Annotated in this window: 17 protein-coding genes; 12 read left to right on the top strand and 5 right to left on the bottom strand. The window is 69.6% G+C overall.

Annotated elements, in window-relative coordinates; genetic code table 11:
* The 4 genes from MXD62_RS04290 to MXD62_RS04305 form a co-directional block, all read left to right on the top strand.
* On the top strand, window positions 1–420 hold a 420-nt coding region (locus MXD62_RS04290), incomplete at its 5' end, for a transposase (protein WP_248828124.1).
* Window positions 421–984: 564 nt separating this feature from the next.
* A complete protein-coding gene (locus MXD62_RS04295; RefSeq protein ID WP_248828125.1) occupies window positions 985–2,646 on the top strand; it encodes a class I adenylate-forming enzyme family protein in 1,662 nt (553 codons plus the stop codon).
* Window positions 2,643–3,113 carry an OB-fold domain-containing protein gene (locus MXD62_RS04300; RefSeq protein WP_248828126.1) on the top strand — a complete coding sequence of 157 codons (471 nt, stop codon included), beginning with the start codon at window positions 2,643–2,645 and terminating at the stop codon, window positions 3,111–3,113. The genes MXD62_RS04295 and MXD62_RS04300 overlap by 4 nt, the downstream gene beginning before the upstream one ends.
* Before the next feature lie 7 nt (window positions 3,114–3,120).
* Window positions 3,121–4,329, top strand: coding sequence for a thiolase family protein (locus MXD62_RS04305; RefSeq protein ID WP_248828127.1), 1,209 nt, complete (start codon window positions 3,121–3,123; stop codon window positions 4,327–4,329).
* 392 nt (window positions 4,330–4,721) lie between these two features.
* On the opposite strand, the gene MXD62_RS04310 is transcribed toward MXD62_RS04305, so the two are convergent.
* Window positions 4,722–5,414 (bottom strand): TetR/AcrR family transcriptional regulator, encoded by a 693-nt coding sequence (locus MXD62_RS04310; RefSeq protein WP_248828128.1) that lies wholly within the window; start codon window positions 5,412–5,414, stop codon window positions 4,722–4,724.
* Between the two features lie 184 nt (window positions 5,415–5,598).
* On the opposite strand from MXD62_RS04310, the gene MXD62_RS04315 reads away from it, so the two are divergent.
* From MXD62_RS04315 to MXD62_RS04335, 5 genes are all read left to right on the top strand, one after another.
* Window positions 5,599–6,534: a DUF2889 domain-containing protein gene (locus MXD62_RS04315; RefSeq protein ID WP_248828129.1), complete on the top strand. Its 936-nt coding sequence runs from the start codon at window positions 5,599–5,601 to the stop codon at window positions 6,532–6,534.
* A gap of 79 nt (window positions 6,535–6,613) precedes the next feature.
* Entirely contained in the window at window positions 6,614–7,771 is a 1,158-nt protein-coding gene (locus MXD62_RS04320) for an amidohydrolase family protein (protein ID WP_248828130.1), read from the top strand.
* A gap of 341 nt (window positions 7,772–8,112) precedes the next feature.
* On the top strand, window positions 8,113–8,562 hold the full coding sequence (locus MXD62_RS39080; RefSeq protein ID WP_308301190.1) for a tetratricopeptide repeat protein: 450 nt from the start codon (window positions 8,113–8,115) through the stop codon (window positions 8,560–8,562).
* A gap of 563 nt (window positions 8,563–9,125) precedes the next feature.
* Entirely contained in the window at window positions 9,126–9,260 is a 135-nt protein-coding gene (locus MXD62_RS39620; RefSeq protein WP_308301193.1) for an amidohydrolase family protein, read from the top strand.
* 75 nt (window positions 9,261–9,335) lie between these two features.
* Window positions 9,336–10,061, top strand: a complete 726-nt coding sequence (locus MXD62_RS04335; protein WP_248828132.1) for a TetR/AcrR family transcriptional regulator C-terminal domain-containing protein — start codon at window positions 9,336–9,338, stop codon at window positions 10,059–10,061.
* Between the two features lie 25 nt (window positions 10,062–10,086).
* On the opposite strand, the gene MXD62_RS04340 is transcribed toward MXD62_RS04335, so the two are convergent.
* Together MXD62_RS04340 and MXD62_RS04345 are read right to left on the bottom strand one after the other, a co-directional pair.
* Window positions 10,087–11,205, bottom strand: coding sequence for an ABC transporter ATP-binding protein (locus MXD62_RS04340; RefSeq protein ID WP_248828133.1), 1,119 nt, complete (start codon window positions 11,203–11,205; stop codon window positions 10,087–10,089).
* 215 nt (window positions 11,206–11,420) lie between these two features.
* Complete coding sequence (locus MXD62_RS04345) at window positions 11,421–12,308, bottom strand: acyl-CoA dehydrogenase family protein (RefSeq protein WP_248828134.1); 888 nt, start codon at window positions 12,306–12,308, stop codon at window positions 11,421–11,423.
* Window positions 12,309–12,315: 7 nt separating this feature from the next.
* On the opposite strand from MXD62_RS04345, the gene MXD62_RS04350 reads away from it, so the two are divergent.
* Window positions 12,316–12,549 carry a hypothetical protein gene (locus MXD62_RS04350; protein WP_248828135.1) on the top strand — a complete coding sequence of 78 codons (234 nt, stop codon included), beginning with the start codon at window positions 12,316–12,318 and terminating at the stop codon, window positions 12,547–12,549.
* A gap of 57 nt (window positions 12,550–12,606) precedes the next feature.
* Here the strand turns inward: MXD62_RS04350 and MXD62_RS04355 are convergent, their stop codons facing one another.
* Together MXD62_RS04355 and MXD62_RS04360 are read right to left on the bottom strand one after the other, a co-directional pair.
* The gene (locus tag MXD62_RS04355; protein WP_248828136.1) at window positions 12,607–13,293 is read right to left on the bottom strand and encodes a TetR/AcrR family transcriptional regulator; all 687 of its coding nucleotides are present in this window, start codon (window positions 13,291–13,293) and stop codon (window positions 12,607–12,609) included.
* Between the two features lie 442 nt (window positions 13,294–13,735).
* Window positions 13,736–14,236 (bottom strand): hypothetical protein, encoded by a 501-nt coding sequence (locus MXD62_RS04360; protein WP_248828137.1) that lies wholly within the window; start codon window positions 14,234–14,236, stop codon window positions 13,736–13,738.
* Between the two features lie 164 nt (window positions 14,237–14,400).
* Between MXD62_RS04360 and MXD62_RS04365 the strand changes: the two genes are divergently transcribed.
* On the top strand, window positions 14,401–15,411 hold the full coding sequence (locus tag MXD62_RS04365; RefSeq protein ID WP_368862312.1) for an LLM class F420-dependent oxidoreductase: 1,011 nt from the start codon (window positions 14,401–14,403) through the stop codon (window positions 15,409–15,411).
* A gap of 26 nt (window positions 15,412–15,437) precedes the next feature.
* Window positions 15,438–17,066 carry an AMP-binding protein gene (locus tag MXD62_RS04370; RefSeq protein ID WP_248828139.1) on the top strand — a complete coding sequence of 543 codons (1,629 nt, stop codon included), beginning with the start codon at window positions 15,438–15,440 and terminating at the stop codon, window positions 17,064–17,066.
* Window positions 17,067–17,093: the final 27 nt, after the last annotated feature.

Genomic DNA, 17,093 nt, shown 5'->3' on the forward strand with positions numbered 1-17,093 from the left:
ACCTACGTGTACCGGGCGGTTGACCAGCACGGCCAGGTCATCGACGTCCTGGCCAGCACCCGCCGCGACCAGGCCGCCGCCCGGCGGTTCTTCGTTCGGGCGCTGTCCCACGAGCGCCGGCCGGTCGAGGTCACCACCGACAAGGCACCTGTCTATCCGAGGATCCTTGACGAACTGCTCCCCGAGGCCTGCCACGTCGACGCTGCCCGGGAGAACAACCGGATCGAAGCCGACCACGGCCGGTTGAAAGCACGGCTCCGGCCGATGCGCGGACTGAAACGCCTCCGCTCCGTCCAGACCGTCAGCGCCGGGCACGCCCTGGTCCAGAACATCCGCCGCGGCCACTACGAACTCGCCGTCAACACCAACCCACAGCTGAGGCTGGCAGCCGCATTCACCGAACTCGCCGCCGCCGTCTGACCGCCGATCACCGAGGCCGCTGGCCTGCCCGTCTCCTCGGAACGCAACAGCGCCCAGCGGACCGCCAGCACGATCACCTCGGGTGGAACCGGAACCGGTGAACTCCGAGACCGGGACCGGCGGACGGGCAGCACGTCGATGCACCATCCGATCATGACTGCTCAGGCGCCCAGACCGCCAGACCTCGCCTATGCAACGGCCCCGGTGCACGGCCCGCGGGCATCGACCACCCCGGGCGGGCGGCGGCACCGGCCTGCTTCTTGCGTACCCCGCGCCTGGTCCGTCGCACCGCCACCGGAACGGCCGCCACCGGACGGGTGGCCGCAGCGGGCAAGGACTTGACCGAATGCGCAGAGACAGCCACGTGCCGACCTCGGATCATCGGAACGACGAGGAACGGTGGCGGGCGTGCCGGGGACAGAGACCTGCCTGTCCGGGAACATTCAGGAGAGCATCTCGGCCGGGCTCGGGCATGTTGGGACGGAAATGCGCCGGAGATTCCGCGGGAGAACGCGGCGCGACTGTACCGGATCAGCGAATCGCCGGGTGGACGAAAGGACGACGATGAGCGAGGACCCGAAGACAGTCTTAGCCGGGCTCCGGACGCGGACGATGTGGCAGGCCCTCGTCGCGTCGGCGGAGCGAGTCCCAGATCGCGCCGCACTCGTTGCCGCCGACGACGGTGGCCACGCGCAACGGCTGACCTACGCCACGGTGGTCGAGCGGGCGCGGGCGCTGTCCGCCGGCCTGGCGAGCATCGGAGTCCGGCGTGGAGACCGCGTCGTGCTGTGGCTCACGAACACGCCGGAGTGGGTCATCTCGCACTTCGCTTGCATGCGGCTCGGCGCGGCGACGGTACCCGTCAACACCTTCCTCAAGCCGGCCGAGGTCGAGTACGTCATCACCCAGTCCGGCGCCCGCCACGTGATCATGCTCGACGGCTTCCGGGCCCTACGCATGCCCACGATGCTCGCCGAGATCTGCCCGGAGTTCGCGACCGCGGACACGCCCGGGCACCTGCGCGGCTCAGGGACGCCGGACCTGCGCAACGTGGTGATTTTTCACCGCGGTGGCGGTCAGCACGGCGGGGCCTTCGACCTCGCGGCGCTGGAGGGGCTCGGCCGTGACCCGAGTGCCGCGGATGCACGGGCGCTCGCCGATCGCATGGAGCGGCAGGTGCTGGGCAGCGACCTCGCGATGGTGAAGTACACGTCCGGCAGCACCGGGTTCCCGAAGGGGGCGATGCTCGAACAGGGCGGCATCGTCGCCAATGCGACGCTCCACTCCCGCCGCATCGGCATCCAGGACTCGGACGTGTGGTTCAGCATGATGCCGTTCTTCCACGGCGGCGGCAGCATCTATGGCCTCATGACGATGCTGGTGAACGGCGGCACGCTCATCTTCACCGAGGCGTTCAACGCCCGCCTCGGCGCCGAGCTGATTGAGCGCGAGCGGGCGACGATCCTGTTCGGGGTGCTCGGAACGGAGGTGGCCAGGGCGGCGGTCGACGACGGCCGCGACCTGTCGTCCGTCCGCATGGCCCACGTCCCGGACGAGGAGACCCGTACGGCGATGCCCAACGCCAGCTGGACGTTCGTGCCGTTCGGGCTCACGGAGACGTACGGGCCGGCGTCGGTGACGGCTCCTGACGATCCGCCCGACAAGCAGCGCACGACGGGGGGCCGTCCTCTGCCGGGTAACGAGATCCGTGTCGTCGACCCCGAGACCGGCCTCGACGTCCCACCGGGGGCTGTCGGCGAGGCGTGGGTGCGCGGCAACGTCATGCGGGGCTACTGGAACAAGCCGGAGGAGACGGCGCGGGTGCTCGACCTCGACGGCTGGCTGCACAGCGAGGACCTCATCGCCATGGACGCCGACGGCTACATCACCTATGCCGGACGGTTGAAGCTGATGCTGAAGGTCGGCGGCGAGAACGTCTCGGTGGAGGAGGTCGAGAAGGTCGTCGCCAGCCACGAGGCCGTCGAGTACTGCGCTGCCGTCGGTGTGCCCGACCGGCGCAAGGGCGAGGTGGTGCGGGCCTACGTCGTCGTGCGCCGTGGTCATCACCTCGACGCCGACGCCCTGCGCTCGTGGCTCGAGACCCGGCTCGCGCGGTTCAAGATACCCAGGGACATCGTGTTCCTCGACGAGCTTCCACGGTTGGCGAACGGGAAGCTCGACCGGGTCGGCCTGGCCGAGCGCGCAAAAGAAGAGGTGACGGTGTGACCGGTACGACCGACCTCGCCGATGTGACCGAGGACGCCGTCTTCGCCGCGTTCCCCGCGGTGCTGATCGACCGGGACAACGTCGAGCACTACCGGGGCCTGCTGGCGCGAAAGCTACTGATCAATCGTTGCTCGGCCTGCGGCTACTGGGTGTACCCACACCGCCCGCTGTGCCCGGAGTGCTGGTCGTGGGACGTCGTGCCCACCGAGGTGAGCGGCGAGGGCTCCGTGTTCCTCTGCACGCTGATCCACCAGGAGCGGGATCCGAACGCCGCGCTGTCGGAGCCTGTGCCGGCCGCCGCCGTGGAGCTCGTCGAGCAGCCGGGGTTGCGTTATCTGGCGCCGATCGTGAACTGCCCGCTCGAGGCGATCCGGCTCGACATGCCGGTGCGCCTGACGTGGGTGGATCGCGACGGGCTCGCGTGGCCGGCGTTCGAGCCGGCGGACCCGGTCGAGAGCGGGAGGTGACAGGGCAATGGCACGCAACCCGTTGAAGGACACCCTGGCCGTGGTCGGCGTCGGGTCGACGCCCTACGGCCGTGACCTGAAGCGCACCGAACTGTCGCTCGCCCTCGAGGCGGCCGTCGGCGCCATCGAGGACGCCGGCATCGACCGGCAGGAGATCGACGGTGTCTGCGGCACGGGCATGGACCCGCTGTCCATGGGCGGAGCCGGGTTCCTGACGCTGCAGGGCGCGCTCGGGATCGAGAAGACCACCTGGCAGAAGAACGGGTGGCTCGGGTCGTGCTTCGTCTATGCGGCCGAAGCGGTGTTCTCCGGCCTGTGCGACACGGTACTGGTGGTACAGGCCTACACCCGCAGACCCGAGATGTCCCGGTCCGCCGCGAGCGACCCGTTCCGCCTCCGGGCGGCGCAACTGCGCGCGGCGAGCCACGCGCCCATAGGCCGGGACGACTTCGCTCGCCGCTGGCTGCACTCCGGTGAGCCGTATGCCGCCTGGATGGCGCGCTACCTGCATGACTACGGAGCGACGAAGGACGTCTTCGCCCGCATTGCCGTGAACAACCGCACCCACGCGACGAAGAACCCCAATGCAGCCATGCGAACCCCGATCACGATGGAGGACTACCACGCCTCTCGCGTGATCTGGGAGCCCATGCAGATGCTCGACATGGACGTGCCCGTCGACTGCGCGGAGGCGCTGATCATCACGACGGCCGAGCGGGCGAGAGATCTGCGCCACAAGCCTGTGTACGTCCACGCCATGTCGCTGGGCGGTTCACGGGTCGGGGAGTACTACGACAACAGCCTGGGTTGGACCGAGAACGCTCTGTGGACCTCCCTGGCCGGCCTGTGGGAGCGCAGCGACCTGACCGTCAACGACCTCGACCTCTTCTTCCCCTACGACGGCTACACCATCGACACCGTGGGGTGCATCGAGGCAGCCGGGTTCTGCAAGCCGGGCGAGGCCAGCGACCTGCTGGCGTCCTCCTGGGACGCCGAGGCGAACATCCTTCGCCTCGGCGGGCACACGCTCGTCACGACCAACGGGGGTGGGCTGTCGCAAGGACGGGCGGGGGGCTTCAACTTCTACACCGAGGCGGTGCGACAGCTGCGGGGCACCGAGGGTGAACGTCAGGTTCCCGGTGCCAGGACGGCGCTGCTCTGCCCTGGCGCCAGCTTCTTCCACGATCCCGCGTCGGTCCAGTTGCGCACAGACTGAGCGGAGGAGTCGAGCGAGCGGAGTCGTCCCGTGAGGAACGAGCGGGGCGAGTGAGCGACGGAGCTCAGCAGGGAAAAGGAGCACAGCGATGGAGACCCGCACGCTCGTCAGCTTCGACATCGACGGCACCCTGGAGACGGGCGACCCGGCCGGGCCGCTCCGACTGGCCTTCGTGCGGTGGGCGCAGGCACAGGGCTACGTGATCGGTAGCTGCTCCGACCGCACCCTCGGCGAGCAGTCGGTGATGTGGGAGCGCGCCGGGATCGTCCCCGACTTCGTCAGCCGCAAGCACGAGCTCGCGGGGGTCCGAGCGGCCTTCGGCTGCCGGCGGTTCGTGCACATCGGCGACACCCATGTCGACAGGCACTTCGCTGAACGGGCCGACTTCGAGTTCATCTTCGTGCTCGACCTCGCTCGTCGGCTCGCCGGCTCCTCGGCCCGCCGGGGGTCTCTCCCTCCGGCAGCCCGAGGGCCGGCCACGCGAACCGCACGACGTGCGCCCTCGCCGCCGCCCGCTGCTGGAAGTGGGCCTCGTGCCGATCCGCGGCGGCGCTGACGAGGGCGAACAGGCTGTTCGCGTCAGCCTCCGGGGTCAGTGAGCGCAGAAGACCTGCCTCGTGGCCCGCGCGCAGTGCGCCGACGAGCGGCCGGCAGAAGACCCGTCGCATGTCCTGTAGCACGTCGGCCAGCGGGTAGGAGCCGCGAACGGCGGGGGACGAGAACAGCGCCACGCGGGCAGCCCGCCGGGGTTCGTAGAAGACGTCGAGGAATCGCTCCAGCCAGGCCTCGATGGCGGCGACCGGATCGGAGGCCGCGGCCACGGCGCGCTCCAGCGAACGTGCCACCGCCGCGGCGTCGCGTTCGAGGAGGGCCAGCAGCAAGGCCTCCTTCGACTCGAAGTGGCGGTAGAACGACCGGGTCGACAGCCCGGCGTCGGCGAGGATCTCGCCGACGGACGTCTGGGCGTAGCCGTTGAGCGCCATGAGCCGCATCGCCGCGTCCATGATCATGCCCCGTTCCGTGTCGGCGTCGAAACGGCGGGGTCGCCCAACCCGTGGTGTCGTCGCGGGGGTCGGCTCGGTCACAGCTCCCTCCAGGGTCACCCATCACTCTAATTTGAAAACGGGTCTTGCATATTGACGAGTTGTCTCCCTAGGCTGGGAACGACCCCGAAGAGGTTCTGATGACATCTCGGATCCAGGACGGCTCGCCATGAGCACGCTGGGCGCACACCCGGCATCCTCCACGCCGGCCCGTCGACCGGGCTCAGTGCGACGGACCACGACCCACGACTCCCTACGGCCGGACGGGCTCCTCGGACCGGTCACCGTCGTGGCGCGGGGGCGAGATCTGCGCACCGCGCTCGACGGCGCAAGCACCGTCCTCGGCACGGCGCGCCTCGATCTCCAGGTGGACCACCCGGAGCGGCTCGTCCGCCGGATCACCGGCGACCCGTCCCATCCGGGTCTGGCGGCGCTCGTCGGTATGGCGGCGTCCGCCGGCTTCCGGAAGGCCGTCGATGACGCCATGCCGGGCGAGCGAGTGTCGCGCTCCGTGCGGTTCCAGCTCCTCGACGACCTGCCGACGGCTCTGCTCGTGGGCGGCTACGCGGTGCAGGTCGGCGGTGCGGTCCGGTCTCGTCCGAAGCTCACGCTGCAGCACCCGGACCTGTGCGCCGGGTGGGTGGCGGGAGGCACGCTCGTGTCGGGGTTCGCCCGGACGGGGATGCCACCCACCCACACCGGTCCCGAGGCGCCCTCCGTCGAGTCCACCGACGACCCGCTCGGCTGGCACGCGTTCGACTCGCTCCCGCCGCACGGGATGCGCCGACGTCGCCGGCTCGACGTGTGGAAGGACGGCGAGGTCGCCCTGGTGGAGTGCTTCTTCCGCGACAGCCACATGGACGGCGGCGGCGTCGAGACGATCGTGCACGAGTACACGGTCCACGCCACATTCGACCCTTCGACGCGGCGGTTCCTGTCGGGTGAGGCCGACATCGGTGCCCTCCCGTGGCCGGAGTGCCCCAACGCGGCGGCGAGCGCCGGCCGCCTGGCCGGCGCGCCGGCCGAGGGCCTGCGTGGCTGGGTGCGCGGCACCTTCGTCGGCCCGTCCACCTGCACACACCTCAACGACACCCTGCGCTCGCTCGAGGACGTGAGTGCCCTGGTGGAACGAGTGGACGAGGGGAAGCCGACCGTTCGATGACCACCACGAACCGTACGGCAACCGGTAGGTGTCGACGACGAGGTTGCGGCCCGTCGTCGACGAGAAGGAGGTAGGAACCGTGGCAATGATCTGGGCCAACTCGGGTGACTCACACCTCGTCGAGCCGGACGATCTCTTCGCCAGCAGCCTGCCCTCGTCGCTCGCGGCGCGGATGCCGCGCAGCGTCAAGGACACCGACGGCGGCTGGGAGACGATCCACGTTGACGGGCAGGAGTTCCGGCGTCGCCTGCCCCGGCCGGGCCGGCAGCTCACCGACGAGAACGGCCGCACGGTTCCCGAGCGGGCGCCCGGCGCCAACGACAAGGAGCTGCGCCTGCTCGATCTGGACACCGAGGGCATCTGGGCCGAGCTCATCTACCCGTCGCTGGGGATGTGGACCTCGTCGATCCGTGACCCGGAGCTGCTCGCCGCGGGCGCCCAGGCGATCAACGACTGGGCGATCGAGTACCAGCGGTTCTCGCCCCGCTACGTCTGCGCCGCGACGATCCCCTTCCTTACCGTCTCCACCGCCGTGGCCGAGGTCGAGCGGGCCGCCGGGCTCGGCTACCACGCCGCGTCCCTGCCAGTCACACCACTCGTCGACGGGGACGACTGGCATCGCGAGTCGTGGGAGCCGCTGTGGGCCGCCCTCGAGGAGACGGATCTCGTGATCGCGTTCCACATCGGCAGCGAGCCCCACGACGCGTCCACCCGCAACGGCGTCTACTACCGCGGCCCCGGCGGCGCGCTCCTGAACTACCTGGAGACGACCTACGGCGGCCAGCGGGCGGTGGCCAAACTGATCGCCGGCGGCGTGTTCGACCGGCACCCGTCCCTGCGGGCGATCGTGTCCGAGGGCGGCGCCACCTGGGGCCCGTTCATCGCCGACCGGCTCGACGAGGCGTACCGGCAGCACGCGTCAGCCGTCAGTCCCCGCCTGCGACGGCTCCCCAGCGAGTACCTGTACGAGAACGTCTACGCCTCCTTCCAGCACGACCGTTCGGCCGTCGCCGCGGTGACGGCCATGGGCTGGCGCAACGTGTGCTGGGGCAGCGACTACCCGCACATCGAAGGCACCTTCGGGCACACCCAGAAGACGCTCCAGGAGCTCGTCGGCGACCTCGATCCCGCCACCCGGCACCGCATCACTCAGGGAGCCTTCCGGGAGTTGTTCCCCCACGTGCCGCCGGCCCCGGACGGCGGGTCGTCGACCGAGTCGGTGACATACCGGGAGTAGATGTCGAGGATGACGTAGAGCTTGTACCAGATTCCTTTCTCCGGGCCTTTCAGATACGCGGCCGCCGCGCTGACCCACGCTCTGGGTGACCTGCCGGTCCGGACCCTCGTGCGCATCGGAGCCTGTCAAACGTGGTGAGACATCAGGCGGCTTGGTTCGTGTGTAGCGTCTCCTCGGTCTCGATGATCGCTGGGGGCTGGTTGATCCACGCCTTGGTCGGTAGCGCAGGCGGAGTTGGTCGGCGGTGGAACCGCTCGGGGCTGGCGATGTAGACGGCGTCGAGGACCTGGGCGCGTCGCGCCTGGATCTCGTGGGCGGTGCCGTCATGGACGCTGGCTGGGGTGTGTAGAGCGACGCCTGTACCGCCAACTCACCCCCCACCTCCTCGCCGCCGCTTCCTCGTCCTTCTCTATGGAGAGTGCCGCGTTCCGCGCCGCTCTGCATCGCCTTACTTCCTATCTGCACCGCTCCGGCCAAATTCGGCTTGCGCACAGATCGCCGCCCGCGCCCGCAGCCACCACCGTCAGCTCCTCCGCGACGACCACCCGGACACCCTCACCACCGTTAACGATCTCGCCAACACCATGCACCTACTCGGCGACTACCAGGCGGCCCGTGCTCTGGACGAGGACACCCACGCCCGCCGCCGGCGAGTCTTTGGCGACGACCACCCCGAAACCCTGCGCTCCGCCAACACCCTCGCCACTTACCTACGCCAGCTCGGGAACTGGCCGGAAGCACAAAGGCTCGAAATCGAGATTCGCAGCTCTGTTAGATCTGGCGGCGGCTGATGACTTTGACGGCAAACCTCGCCGGCCGCGAGGGGTCTGTTGCATAGGCCCGGGCGGTCTGTCCGTTTCGGCACCACCCCGCCAAACGAGCCATAGCAGCGAAACCACCGAGCTCCCGAAGAGCGGAATCCGTTGGATCACGGCAGGACCGGCAGTCAGATCCATCGCGATCGAGGACGATCGAAGATCCACAACCGTCCCGCACGTCCGCCCGGTGTGCACATCGTGAACCCATACGACGAAGCACTACCCGGCAGTACCCGACACCCCGCGACCCACAGAACCCGCCGCGACCTGCACAAACACACATAGGGCGGCACCACGCGGCACTCGCCGGCACGTCGACCCACCGGCTTTCAACCGCTGGCTCGAGGAGGACTGGGGCTTCGCCTACCGGAACCTGGGTCGGCCCCCTGCTCCACGGGCTCGAACTGCTGGCCGCGCAGAATCCGGGTACCTTCCGGACGTCACCGGTCGACCAGTTCGTCGAGCACTGCTGGGTCGCCCCCTTCGTCGAGGACAACGTCGAGGAACTGGCCGTCCACCTGCCCGCCGAACGGATCCTGTTCGGCTCGGACTGGCCCCACGCCGAGGGCCTCAGCCAGCCGAAGGACTTTCTCGCCGGTCTGGGCGGCTTCTCGGCGCAGGCCCAGCGGCGGATCATGCTCGAGAACGCCCGGGAGCTGACACTGCGCTGAATGCGCACCGGTCGCGGTGCCTGCCGACCCACGCTGCGCCGGATCGGGTGCCCCTGAAACCTGTAGAACGTGGTGGTGGACAGCACCAACCCTGCGACGCAGGACGTCGGCCAGACGCCCAGGCATGAGCGTCCCCGCCGCCGTCCTGGCCGGCCACCGCGCCTCAACCGGCAGATGGTCATCGACGCCGCGATCGCCCTCGATCCGGACAGCCTGACACTCCAGGCGGTCGCCGACCGTCTCGGAGCGGACCGTAAGGCAGTCAGTTACTACGTGTCCGGACGAGAGGAGCTCCTCGAGCTCGTCACCGCGCAGACCCTGGCAGCCGAGCTGGAGCACCTGCGTATCCCCGAGGACAGCTGGCAGGAGGCCGTCCGCGTCTACGCACGCGGGGTGCGCCGTGTGCTGCTGCGCGAGGCCTCGCTGTCGCTCCTGATCGACAGACTTCCCGGAGCCGGCGTCCTGGTTCCGGCCGACGCGCTGCTCGCCAGGCTGCTCGACGCCGGCTTCGACGAGACCGGTGCCAGCCATGCCCTCGCCCTGATCACCCGCGTGGTGTTCACCAACGCCAAGGACATTCTCTTCGCCGCACGCTTCGCCCGGCACCCCACGCTCACCGAGGTTCAGCGCATCCTCGCCGAGCTTCCCGACGACCGGCTTCCCCACCTGCGGCGGGTCCTCGCCCGGGAGCAGTCCCCGGACGACCCGCAGGAGTCACCCTTCGAGCTTGAACTCGAGTTCATCGTGGCCGGCCTGGAACGCCTTCTTGCCGGAACCCCGTCACCGGGCGGGAACTCCTGATCCGGGTGGCGAATCGGCGTCGCTGTCAGCTCCGGCGTCGGCGTCGGTAACAGGTCGGGCGGTCTCCTCGCCAGGACCATGATCGCTGTGGGATGGGCCGGGCGGGTCCGGTCCCGCTGGCCCTGGAAGGACGCCGGCCATGCCGACGGGGTGACTCGCGAGGAGGTCGGCCCGGGTTACCGCCGCCGCGGCCAGCGAACCACCGACCGCGTTCTCCATGCGGACCTCGCAGCCGCCTTCCACCAGCGTCACCCCAGGCCGGCAAGGGCAGCGCGTTCGACTCCCCGAGTCTCCGGACCTGCGGGAGCGAATCATCCCGGTCTGGCCGCTGGAGTGACTGCGGTTGACTGGCGCGGCACTCCGCCCGCAACCTCGTGTCCGGGACGGGCGCGGCCGGGAACTGCCGCTGCGGGCATCGGTGCCACGCGCCGGCGACTCTGTCGCCGTCGATCCGCTTCACGACCTCTCCGTGCTCCAGCACGGCCACTCGATGCGAAGCGTGCCGCACCACCGCGAGGTCGTGGGAGATGAACACGTAGGCGACGCCGGTGGTGTTCTGGAGCTCCACGAGCAGGTCGAGGACCGCCCACTGGGACGGCGGGTCGAGGGCCGACACCGGGTCGTCGCAGATGATCAGCTCGGGGGAGAGGGCCATCGCGCGGGCGACGGCGAGGCGCTGACGCTGGCCGCCCGAGAACTCGCGTGGTAGCCGTCGGCCAGCACTCGCCGGGAGGCCGACCTGGTCCAGCAGCTCCCGCACCCGTCGGGCAGCCGCGGCGACCGGGACCCGCTGGGCGCGCAGTGGCTCGGCAAGGGACGTCTCAACCGTCAGCGCCGGATCGAGCGAGCTGTACGGGTCATGGAGAACAGCCTGGATCTTGTCTGCGAGGCGCTGCCGCCTGCCCCGGGACAGCCGGACGATGTCCTGCCCTTTGAGGCGGATCGAACCCGAGGCCACCGGTGCGAGCCCCAGCACCGCACGGCTGAGCGTGGTCTTACCGGATCCGGACTCGCCCACGATGCCTAAACACTCGCCGGGGCGGACGTCGACCGACACGCCCCTCAGTGCTCGGACCGGGCTCTTGCGAAAACCTCTGACCGGATAGTCGACCACGAGGTCTTCGACATCGAGCAGTGTGCTCACGTCTCGGCCTTTCGGATGCGCGGATCTTAGGTCGTGGAGAGCGGGTTCCCGGGACCGCACTTATTCCCTGCCGGGAGAAATTAAGGTACACGCAGCCGTAGGTCAAGGGACACATCGGTACCCGAGGGCCTCGCCGGGAGGCCCCTCGGTGTGGATGCGTCGTTCAGTCGTCACCCTGTGCTGTGGATGGGGTGCGCGTGGGTCTGTCGTCGCGGTTACGCCCGGGGAAGGCTGAGGAGTTGCCGGCCGATGATGCCGCGGATGATTTCTGAGGCGCCACTGGAGATGGTCAGGGCGCGACCCCAGAGATGGTTGTGATACCAGCGGTCGGTGACCTCGTGGCCGCTGTCGTCGATGGACGTCGACGAGGTGAGAAGCTGCATCGCGAGCTCGGTCAGCGCTACGTTCGTCTCCGTGTAGGCGAGTTTCGCGACGGGACCGTCGCTCGGATGCTCGTTGTCGGCCAGAATCCGGTCGACGGTGTCGCGCACGATGAGCTTGACCTCCTCCACCCGCGCCAGGGCCGTCGCGAGCTGAGCCTGGACGTCTTCGTGCTCGAGGGCTGTTGTGCCGTCGGGCTGGCGGGCGGCGGCTGCCAGGGAGACCAGGTCGGAGAACATGCGCTCGAGCTGAACCGCGTTGGCGCCGACGAAGGCCCGCTCGGACGCCAGGCCCGAGGTCACGACCTTCCAGTCGCCGTTCACCTCGCCCAGCACGTGCTCGCGGCCGAGGCGGACACCGTCGAGGAACACCTCGCAGAACTGAGCGAAACCGGTCATCTCGCGGATAGGTCGGACCTCGATGCCGGGCAGGTTCATCGGGACGACGAACGCGGTGATCCCGGCGTGGCGCTCGACAGCCGGATCCGTGCGGGCGACGAGGATCCCCATGTCAGCCCACTGGGCGTCGGTGCTCCAGATCTTCTGGCCGGTCACGACGAACCCGTCGCCGTCGGGCTCGGCGCGCGTGCGCAGTGCGGCGAGGTCGCTGCCGGCGTCCGGCTCGCTGAACAGCTGGCACCAGATGTGCTCGGCGGACCGGATGCGGGGCAGCAGCTCCTGCTTCCGGTAGACCGTCGACCAGCAGCGCCACCCGACCGTCACGACTCAGGTGCCCGAAGGCGCAGACACGCTCACCGGCCAGAACGCCGGCCAGGACATCGTCGGCAACCGGATCATCAGCCAGTGCCAGGACGCGGGCACTCGCCGCCAGTCCGGCGTACGGGCTGCCGTGAAGCGCGGCTCCCAGCTCCATCGCCACGGCCACCGCCGCGTCGGGCCGCAGGCCGATTGGGCCCGGAACCTCAGTTTCGACGTCGACTTCGACATTCTGAGGCGATGTTGAGCCCACCGTCAAGCAGCGACCACGGACCCTGGACACGGGGTCGGTGCTGCCCGACGGTCAGACGCGTCGGCGAATTCCGAGCGCGTTCGTCCAGAGGATGGTGAGCTGTTGCACCGCCGTGTCGAGATCGAAACGGGAGCTGTTCTCCGTGTTGAACAGGAGGTCCGCGAAGTAGGCGACCATGCCGCCGAGCGCCTGCGCGGCGTACGCGGGGTCGACGTTGCGGTCGGCGAAGTCGGCGTCCTGGAGTATTCTCACCCGTCGCTCGATGGCGTGAGCGAAAACCTCGTGGCGTTGCAGGCGAATCTTGAGGACGTCGTTGTCGAAAGTGGCGACCTGCTGGATGACCTGCATTATCTTGGCATTTGCGGCATACGTTTCCAGATAATGGCGGTTGGCCGCGCGGATGCGTTCGATGGGATCGGTGGCGGAACCAGTCGGCTCGGGAGTGAGGAGATCGAGCTCGACAGAGTCGACCACTTCCCGGAAGATCTCCTCCTTGGAGACGAAGTACGTGTAGAACGACCCGTGGGAGAATCCGGCCAGATCACAGATGTCGGCCACCCTGGCATGGAGGAAGCCGTCGCGCTCGAACACGACGCGGGCCGCATCGACGAGCTGGCTCCGGCTCTGACGACCTCGGCGGGTGCGCCCGGTACCGCGACGTTTGCCTACTTCGACCTCTTCGCGTCGCGCACGAGGGGCATTGGGCAGCGCGGTCCCGTGTTGGGTACGTTCAGGCACGGTGGATCCTCTCGGCGCGTGTCAACCGGCTCTGCTGGCTCGCGCCGGAACCTGATGAGCGGTGACGGGTCTGAGGGGCACTGCCGGCACCTCGTGGCGCCGTCGGGCCCGGTCGCTGCCGCTCTCGCTCCAGCCGTGCAGGCCGGACGGCAAGTCTGCCACGCCTGCGGTCCCGCGCCACGCTCGCTCCACCTCCACGATGCCTGCGCTGTGTTCCACGCTCCGCCAACATCTAGCTTGACGTCGACCTCGACATCAACCTTGACATCGATATTTCCGATGTGACGATGTCGTGGATGTGATGCCTGCCATGGTGGGGGCTCGCCGGGCAGGTGATCGCGATGGTGTGAACCCTCGACCGCCAGAAGGCGGCATGCGGGTCGAGGGCGATGTGCACCGGTTGGGCCGCGGGGCTTTGTGACCCAACCGGCGGTCGTGGTGGTCAGTGATCCCGCAGCCGCGCTGCCAGGTCGCTGTCCTTCGCTGGTGACTCCATGACGAGCCGGGATCGGACGACCTTCCCGGATGCGGTGCGGGGGAGCGGGCCGTCCCAGCGCACGAGTTGCTCCGGCAGCTTGCGCCTGGCCATCCCCTGGGTGAGCAGATGCGCCACGACGTCGTCGAGCGTGACGATGCCGCCGTCCGCCGTCCGCCGTCCGCCGTCCGCCGCCGTCACCGCGACCGCGACCGCGACCGCGACCCGTTCGCCGGTCGACGGATCGGGGAGTCCGAACGCGGCGTGCTTGAGTGCTCCCGGCAACCCCGCCAGGGCGGTGTCGATCTCGCTCAGGGAGATCTTGAGGCCGTTGCGGTTGACGATCTCCTTGATCCGTCCGGCGACGGTCAGCCCGCCCTGGTGCGCCTCGATCTGATCCCCGCTGCGGTACCAGCCGTCCTGGAACGCGGCCTCGTCATCCGCCGGGTCCAGATACCCCAGGAACACGCTCGGCCCGCGCAGGAGGCCTTCCCGAGGGTGAGCGGTGGGGCCGGTTCGACGTCGAACAGTTCCAGCGGCAGAACCTCGGCGGCGGCCCGGTGACGGCGCCGGTGGCGGGAAACTCGAAATTGACATCGAAGTTGTATACGGGCTATGGTCCGCGCGTGCCAGTGCCGAAGGTCGCGCTCGGGCTCAGCCTTGCCGGAATCCACGGGGACGCGGCGTCACTCGCCGATGTCGCCCGGCGGGCCGAGCGGTCGGGATATGACTCCGTGTGGACGGGTGAGGCGTGGGGGAGCGACGCGTTCACGCCGCTGGCCTACGTCGCCGCGGTCACCAGTCGTCTCAGGCTCGGTACCGCCATCGCGCAGATGCCGGCGCGTACTCCGGCCACCACGGCGATGACGGTGCTGACGCTGCAGCAGCTTTCCCAGGGGCGCGTCCTGCTCGGGCTCGGTGCGTCCGGGCCACAGGTCGTCGAGGGGTGGCACGGCGTGCCCTACCGCCCTCCGGTGCGGATGACGCGTGAGTACCTCGCGGTGTTGCGCAAGGCCCTGGCCGCGACCGAGCGGCTCGAGTTCTCCGGCTCGGTCTACACCGTTCCCTACACCGGCCCGGACTCCACCGGGCAGGGGCGTCCGCTGCGCTCCACGATGCCGGCCGCCGCGGACACTCCCATCCTCATCGCCGCGCTGGGGCCGAAGAACGTCGCCATGGCCGTGGCGGAGGCCGACGGCCTGCTCCCGTACCTGTGGAGCGCGACGCGCTGGAGCGGTGCCTGGGGGGAGGCACTGGAGAAGGCACCCGAGGGATTCCAGGTGGCACCCACCGTCCTCGCCTGCGTCGGGGACGACCTCGACGACTGCCGCGACCAGGTACGCCCGCGTATCGCGCTGCACATCGGGGGCATGGGCTCCAGGTCCAGGAACTTCTATGCCTCGCTGGTCTCCCGCTACGGGTACGCCGACGAGGCCAGCCGCATCCAGGACCTCTACCTGGGCGGCGACCGCGCGGCGGCCTGCGCCGCCGTTCCCGACGAACTGGTCGACGATCTGGCGCTCGTGGGTCCGCTCACCCGGATCGCCGACCAGCTCGCCGCGTGGCGGGACAGCCCGATCACCACACTGATCGTGGAGCCGACCGACCTCGCCATGGTGGAGCCCATCGCCAGCCTGTGGTGACGGCCGAAGGAGCGAAGGGGAGCGCCATGGCCGACCTTGCGATGACGACTGTCGCCGACCCGCTGCGGCGGCGGTCGGAGGACGATGGGGCAGCTCTGCTCCTCGGCGACCAGCGGTGGAGCTACCGCCAGCTGGTCGAGGAGGCGTCCCACCGGGCGGCGCTGTTCGAGGAGCTCCGGGACGGGGACCGCCCACCGCACGTCGGTGTGCTGTTGGACAACGTGCCGGACTATCTGTTCTGGCTGGCCGCGACGGCTTTGTCGGGGGCCGTGGTCGTCGGCGTCAACGCGACGTACCGGGGTGATCAGCTCGGCCAGCTCATCCGGCACACCGACTGCCAGTTACTGGTCACCTCGTCCGGCTACCAGCCGCTGTTGGACGGGGTGGACACCGGTGTCGTCGCCGACCGGGTGCTGGTCGTCGACGGGCCGGACTACACGGCACGGGTGGCGCGGCAGCGGCCGCTGCCGCCCGACCGGCCGGTGCGGGCCGAGGACCTCTTCCTGCTGATCTTCACGTCGGGATCGACGGGCCTGCCGAAGGCGGTGCGCTGTACGCAGGGGCGGTTCGCGCGTACCGGCGCCCACGTGGCCCGGATCGCCGAGCTGGGCGACGGCGACGCGGTGTATTCGCCGCTGCCGTTCTTCCACTCCAGCTCGTTGTTCACCGGGTGGTCCTCCGCGCTGAACGCGGGGATCCCCATCGCGACCCGGCCGAAGTTCTCCGCTTCGAACACCCTGCCGGACATCCGCCGGTTCGGCGCCACGATGATCACCTACACCGGCAAGGTCCTCAACTACATCCTCGCCACGCCTGAGGGCCCCGACGACGCCGAAAGCCCGTTGCGGCTGGCGATCGGCAACGAGGCGTCGGTGCGCGACATCGGTGTGTTCGCCCGCCGGTTCGGCTGCACCGTCCGGGACAGCTACGGCTCCACCGAGGGCGTTGTCATCGTCCGCCGTGAGCCGTCGATGCCCGCGGGCGCCCTCGGCGCCGCCGATCCGACGGTCCGGGTGCTCGACGCGCAGACCGGGCTGGAATGCCCGCCGGTGACGTTCGGTCCGGACGGGCGCCCGACCAATCTGGACGAAGCCGTCGGTGAGATCGTGGAGACCGTCCCCACCGGCGGGTTCGAGGGCTACTACCGCAACGAGGAGGCGACCCGGTCCCGGTTCCGGGACGGCCGGTACTGGTCCGGGGATCTGGCCTACCGCGACGCCGACGGCTGGTTGTACTTCGCCGGCCGGTCGAACGAGTGGCTGCGGGTCGACGGCGAGAACTTCGCGGCGGCGCCGGTGGAGGCCATCGTCGCCCGCCATCCGGACGTGCGTTCCGTCGCGGTCTACGCCGTTCCCGACGATCCGGTCGGGGACCGGGTCATGGTCGCCCTCGAGCTGCGGGGCGATGCCGGGTTCGATCCCGCGGCGTTCGACGCCTTCCTCGCCGAGCAGCCTGACCTCGGTCCCAAATGGTGGCCGGCCTTCGTCCGGGTCACCGGGGAGCTGCCGAAGCTGGCCAGCATGAAGATCGACAAGATGCGGCTGCGGCGCGAGGCCTGGCGGGCGGACGCCGTCCTCTGGCGGCCCGCGAAGGGCGAGGCCCTGCGTCTGCTCGACGACGCCGACCGCACCCGACTCGACCCACTTCTCGGATGAGCGACGCACCGGTTCCCGAACAGGCAG

Source organism: Frankia sp. Mgl5, from assembly GCF_023242985.1.
GTDB lineage: Bacteria > Actinomycetota > Actinomycetes > Frankiales > Frankiaceae > Parafrankia > Parafrankia soli.